The organism is Streptomyces sp. NPDC048734, from assembly GCF_043198675.1.
Lineage (GTDB): Bacteria > Actinomycetota > Actinomycetes > Streptomycetales > Streptomycetaceae > Streptomyces.
Window position 1 is genome coordinate 1 of record NZ_JBICUZ010000028.1, and the last position, 5,992, is coordinate 5,992.

General features: G+C 71.8%; 2 protein-coding genes and 2 pseudogenes. All 4 read right to left on the bottom strand.

The genetic code is table 11. The features are described 5' to 3' along the window. Positions 1-3,668 (bottom strand): annotated as a pseudogene (locus ACGFQC_RS35230) (hypothetical protein); the annotation flags it as partial. A gap of 81 nt (positions 3,669-3,749) precedes the next feature. Continuing rightward, positions 3,750-4,127 carry a hypothetical protein gene (locus ACGFQC_RS35235; protein WP_363093000.1) on the bottom strand — a complete coding sequence of 126 codons (378 nt, stop codon included), beginning with the start codon at positions 4,125-4,127 and terminating at the stop codon, positions 3,750-3,752. Between the two features lie 2 nt (positions 4,128-4,129). Further along, a complete protein-coding gene (locus ACGFQC_RS35240; protein WP_363093001.1) occupies positions 4,130-4,585 on the bottom strand; it encodes a YbaB/EbfC family nucleoid-associated protein in 456 nt (151 codons plus the stop codon). A 190-nt stretch (positions 4,586-4,775) separates the two neighbouring features. After that, a pseudogene (locus ACGFQC_RS35245) lies at positions 4,776-5,992 on the bottom strand (hypothetical protein); the annotation flags it as partial.

Below are 5,992 nucleotides of genomic sequence, written 5' to 3' on the forward strand. Positions count from 1 at the left end.
CGCGCACCCGGATACCAGGAGTCACGTATCTGCTGCGCGGCCGGCCCCGAGAAACGCGAGTGCCCGATGACGATGTCGAACGCGTCGTCCTCACCAGGCAACCCGTACTGGTCCGGCGAGCCCTTCGCCAGCACGTCGAGACGATCACGCCCCTCGTCCACACCCGGAACCGACGCGTTGATGATCCTCGCGCCCCCGTGCTGCTCCCGCATCCTCTCCAGGTCGTAGTCGGCATGGTTGTCGACGGTCAACAAAGTGACGTCATGGTCGTGGTGAAGCCCCTTGACCAACTCCATGTTGAAAACGGGCACACCACCCAGCCCCAGCCCGCTCTCGTCACACACCACCAACACCCGACGGCGGGGCGGAACAGCACTCCTGTCCCCGACCTCCGGCACGAAAGCGGCATCCTGCCGCACCGGACCGGGAGGCGGACCCGCATCCACAGTGGTGCCGGCACCCGACATGGTGCTCAGCCCGAACGCCTCTTCACCGCGCTCATCATGCGGATCGTGTTCGTCGTGCGGGTCGTGTTCGTCGTGCGGGGTGGCCGGTGTTTCCGGGGCGTTCGTGCGCGTCGGGTCGGCGCCGTGGACGGGCCCCGTCGTCTCCGTGAGCACCCTGGGCGGTGGGGCGGTGACATCGTCGTCGGCCGTTGCGGTGCTCCGGGTGGCGGGGGGTGATTGCGGTGCCGGTCCCGGGCCGAGCGCGTCCGCGAGCGGCAGCAGCACGTCCGAGCCGGGGAAGCCGGTGTCCGCGGTGCCGTCCGGTATCGAGGTGAGCGGGCGGACCCGGACCGGGGTTCCCGGTCCCTCGCGGGTCAGTTCGACGGCTGCACGGACCGGGCGTACGCCGGTGTCCGGCGTGACCGCGGGTCCGAGCACCACGGCGTGGTCGGTACCGGCACCGTCCAGCAACGCGGTCGCCTCGGGGGAGCTTTGCGTGGGGGGCGGCGTCTGCGAGACCAGGACCGTCAGCGGCGGAGCCTGGGTGGGATCGGCCTCCGCGTCGCTCCGGGGGTCCGCGTCGCCGGTGACGGTGTTCGTGCCGGTGACGGTGCCGGTGTGGGAACTGGTCGTGATCACCTGCGGCGGGTCGACGGTGGCGGTGTCCGGGGCCGGGGTGCGGAAGTTGTCGTCCGCGTCCGAAGTGGCGGTGCCCTCGGACGGGTCGACGACCGGCGCGGAGGACGTGGTCTCCGGAGAGGTGGCGGTCTGCGGCGACCCGGAGATCCGCGTGGAGTCGTCCGCCGTGGTCTGCACGCTGTCCGGGGCGGCTGTGCTGCCCCGGCCACCGGTGTTCTGGGACGAGGGTCCGGAAGAGGCAGCGGTGGCCGGGGAGCCTCCGGGATTGGGGACTCCGCCTGTCCGGACGCCGGTGCCGGTGTTGGTGCCGGGCGCGGCGGTGTTGGTGCCGGTGCCGGGCGTCACAGTGCCGGTGTTGGTGTTCGCGCCGGTACCGGACGTGACGGTGCCGGTCCCGGTGTTCGTGCCGGGCGTGGCGGAGGCGCCGGGTCCGGCGGGCGTGTCAGACGCGTCAGACGCGTTCGGCACCTCGAACGCGACACCTTGCGGCTCCGACGCGTCGCCGGTCCGGCCGTCCGTGCCGTGGTCGGCGTCGACGGCCGGGGAGTCGGTCGTCGTCGTGGGACCGTCACCGAGGGCGTCCGACGAAGTGGTGACCGGCGTATCCACCGTGACCGGCGTGGCCGACCCGTTCACCGTGACCGGGGTGGCCGGCCCGTTCACCGTGACCGGGGTGGCCGGCCCGTTCACCGTGACCGGCGTGGCCGGCCCGTTCACCGTGACCGGCGTGGCCGGCCCGTTCACCGTGACCGGGGTGGCCGGCCCGTTCACCGTGACCGGCGCGTTCACCGTGACCGGGGTGCCGAAGCCGTCGAGGGCGCTGCGCACCGCGTCGGCGTCGCTCTCGGCGGCGGGGCTGTTCCCGGTCGGCACCACACGGATCTCGGGCCGCTGGGACAGGTTGCCGTGCAGGCCGTCGCGGACGCCGATCTCGGTGCTGCCGGGCGGCTGGGAGCCGCGCAGGGCGGCGAGGTCGCGCAGGGCCTGCTCGCGCACCTCCGCGGGACCGTCGTGGACCTGCTGCCACAGCCGGTTCTCGGCAGCCGTCACGGGCAGCGTGCCCGGGGAGTACGGCGACGGGCCCGGCGTCGTGTACGACCCCGGGGTCTCCCCCACGTAGGTCGGCGAGTCCCCCCCGGCGTGGGACGACGGGTTCTCCCCCGCGTACGGCGGCGACTGGCTGCCGGTGACGCTGCCCGGCCCGGTGCCCGAGACGGGACCGGTGCCCGAGGCGGGTACGGTGCCGCCGCCCGTGGTGTCCGCGCTGGAGGGGCCGTCGGCACCACCGGAGCGCGAGGGGTCGCCGGTGTCCCGGGCACGGTCGGCGTCATCTCCGCCGCCGGAGACGGTGGGCGGCGGCTGGTTGCGCAGCTTGTCGATGGCGTGGCGCAGTTCGGCTCCGCTGTTCACGGCGGTGTCGCTGAGCGTGGCCTCGACCTGGCTGCTGAGGCCCGCGCCGACGAAGGTGGACCAGTTGGTCGACCAGTCGCCGTCGAAGGCGCCCTTGATGAGGATTTCCGCGAGGGCCTCACCTGCGCCGGCGGCGACGAAGTCGGCCGTGCCCTTGAGGCCGTAGTGGCCGGCGAGCGCGCCCGGCCGGTCGGCGTTGTGGCGCAGGATCTGGTTGTTCCGCCACAGGTCGGGGTTGTTGCGGAACGACAGCGGGTCGTTCCGGAAGGTGACCGGCGTGTTGTTCCCGGGGGTGGGGCCGTTGCCGTACGGGCCGGGATCGGGCCGGTTCTCGGGGCCGTTGGGGGTCGGGGTGGGGTCGGGAGTGGGCTTGGGGCCCGGGCCGTCGTTCTTGAAGTCGGGCTTCGGGGTGTGGTGGAGGTTCGGGTTGTTCTTGAAGCCGAGGTCCGACTCGTTCTTCAGGAAGTTGTTGTCGTAGCCCTTGACGATCTTCCTCGCGAAGTCGTCGAAGACGCTGGTGAGGAATCCCGCCGCGGCGCCGAACGCGGCGGACTTGAGGATGTCGTTCCAGTCGAAGCGGTCGGGGCGGCGGCCGTCCGGGGCGAAGTTCATCATCGCCAGCCGCACCGCGAAGGTCATGAACGCCTCTTGGAACGCCTCGGTCAGCGAGGGCGCCAGGTGCAGCCGCTGGAGCAGGTGACTGAGGGTGGTGAGGATCATGAAGCGGCTGCGCAGCTTGGCCATCATGATCTGGCTGGCCGTGGCGCCGCCGGTGAAGAAGGACATCGCCAGGTAGATGGCGATCTCGATGAGCAGCCGGATGACCTCGGCGATGACCTGCCACTTGGACTCCATGATGTCCATGGAGGTCTTGCGCCGGCCCTCGGCGATCTTGTCGAGCTGCCCGGCGAACTCGCGCAGGTAGTTCTTGCCGCCGTCGTCGATGAGCATGCCCATCGCCTTGGCGTACGACTTGGACAGGTCGTCCGGCATGGACTGGGCGATGTCGTGGACCGACTTGTCGATCAGCGAGGAGAGCCGGTCGAGCTTGCGGCCGAGACCGGAGTAGGGCCGGCGGCTCTCGTAGGCGAGGTCCTCGTCGGCGTCGATGAGCCTCTCCCCGGTGAGGATGAAGATCATCGCGTTGACCTCGGGCGACGGCTGGATGCTCACCGGACGCCGCCTCGGGGGTCACGAGGGCAGGCAGGAGCGGCCGCTCCCGGCGTGGTGCGGGAGCGGCCTGCGCGGCTGAGGTCAGCGGCGCCCATGCCCGGACGAGCCGCCGTCGCCGTCCAGCCCGTGGGTGTCGATCATGCTGTTGTTCCGCTCGATGCCCTCGATGTTGCGGTCGCGGGTGTCCTTCATCAGCCGGACCTGGCTCACCGTGGCGTCGGTGATCCCCACCAGCGCGTCACGGATCGCCATCATGGTCTCCTTGGTGGTCTGCCGCTCCTTCTGCTCCTGCGGCTTGGCCTTCTCTGCGAACTCGCCCTTGGTCCCCGGCCACCGGACCGTGGGGGACAGTTCGTCGAGGAACTCCTCGGTCACACTGCTGGCCAGCTGGCCGATCTCCTCCAACTGCCGCGCCAGGGCCTCGATGCGCTGCGGGTCGGCGTAGTACCGCTGTCCCATCGTCAGTCCTCCCCGTCGTCGCCGAGGGCGTCCCGCCAGGCGGGGGTGGCCCGGCCGTCGCGGGCCTTGTCCTCGTCGTCCTCCTCCAGCACGGCGGGGCCGAAGATGCGCTCCCAGTCCAGCTCGAAGCCCTTCAGTTCGGGCACCTCGGCGCTGGGTTCGGTGAAGGGCGCCATGGCCTTCATCACGTGCCGGTTCATCTTCAGGCGCGCCGCGCCCGCGGCCTCCAGGACACTGGCGGCCAGCTCCTGGGGGGACATGTCGCGGTACTTGTTCTCCAGGAACTCGATGCCGGTCAGCTCGCCCTGGGGGCCGACGGTGGCGCGGACCGCGCGGTCGGAGGAGAGCACGGCGAACGAGGCCTGCCGCAGTTCGCGCTCGGTGCGCGCGACCGCCTCCTGGGCGGCCTGGAGTTCGGCCATCGCCTTCTCCAGGCGCTTCTCCAGCGGTTCCGTCACGCCCGTTCCGCCCTTTCCTCGTCGTCCTCGTCGTTCTCCCGGATGTCCTGACCCACCGTCAAGACGTCCGGTAACACTGTTCGGTTCATCGACTGCTGTGCTGATCTTGCCTGGTGGTGGCCCCGTTGGGAAAGTCGGGGTCCGGTGGGATTCGTCTCTCCCGGGCGGCCGCACGCGTCGGCCACCGTGGTCATCGCCCGATGACCGCCGGGGTGCCACCCTCCTCGGTGCCCCACACGTCCGCGTCCTCCTCCAGGTAGTCGGCGGAACTGGTGGGCCTGCGGCCCGGCTCCGCCTCCTCCTCGGGGGCGTCGCCGCCGGTGGTCGCCACCCGGGAGGCCGGCGCCAGGAAGGTGTCGTTGTCCTCCTGGCGGTGCCACGCGCTGCGCCGCCGGCGGTTGCGGCGCTCGCTCTCCTCCGCCGCGTCGACCAGTACGGCGCGCACCCGCTCCCCGTTGCCCTTCTCGCCGCCTCCACCCATGCCGCCCGCGCCCATGCCGCCCATCGGCATGCCCGGCGATCCGGGCATGCCGGGGGCGCCGGGTGTGCCCGACGCGGCGGCCGCGGTGAGCGCGGTGCCCGCGCCGGCGGCGGCACTGTCCGAGAGGGGCGCGACGCCGCCGGTTCCGCCGGTGCCGTCCAAGGTGAGGGAGTCCGCCCCGGAGAGACCGCCGCCGATACCCGCCGAACCGCCGCCGACGCCCACGGAGCCGCCACCGCCGCCCAGGCCGAGATCGGAGAGCGAGAGGTCCCGGGTGGTGGTGCCGCCGCCGCCCGTCCCGTTCAGGCCGTCGAGTACGTCCGACAGGCCGGAGTCGCCGATGGTGCGGATCGGGTCGAGGTCGTGCAGGTCCACCGTCCTGGTGTTGCCCTGCGGGTCGGTGACGGTGACGACGCCGGTCTCCGGGTCGATGCTCTGCTTGCTGCCGTCCGGGAAGGTCGTGTCCAGCCGGCCGTTGTCGAGGACGGTGGTGGAGCCGTCCGGGTTGGTCACCTTCGCCCCGTGGGTGAGGTCGGTGACCGTGGTGGTGCCGTCCGGGCGGGTGCTGGTGAGCATCCCGGTGTCCGGGTCGAAGGTGGCCTTGCTGCCGTCCGCGAAGGTGGTGGTGAAGTCGCCGTCGTCGAGCGCGGTGTGGCCGCCGGTCGGGGTCTCCAGGCCGGACCGGTCGCCGCCGTTGAGGTCCCCGAGGTCGCCCAGGTCACCGATCGACTCGGTGGGCAGGTCGGTGTTGATGCCACCGAGGTCGTCCAGGTTCCCGAAGCTGTTCTGCCCGTTGAGGTTGCCCAGGCTGCCCAGGTTCTCGGTGGTGATCGTGCCGTCGGGCTTCGTGGTGACCGTCTGGCCGGTCGCCGGGTCCACCTTCTGGACCGTGCCGTCGGGGAACGTGGTGGTCAGCTTCCCGTCGT

Excerpts from the sequence above, each read along its gene's own strand:
- ACGFQC_RS35235 (WP_363093000.1), bottom strand. The coding sequence starts at position 4,127 with ATGGGACAGCGGTACTACGCCGACCCGCAGCGCATCGAGGCCCTGGCG.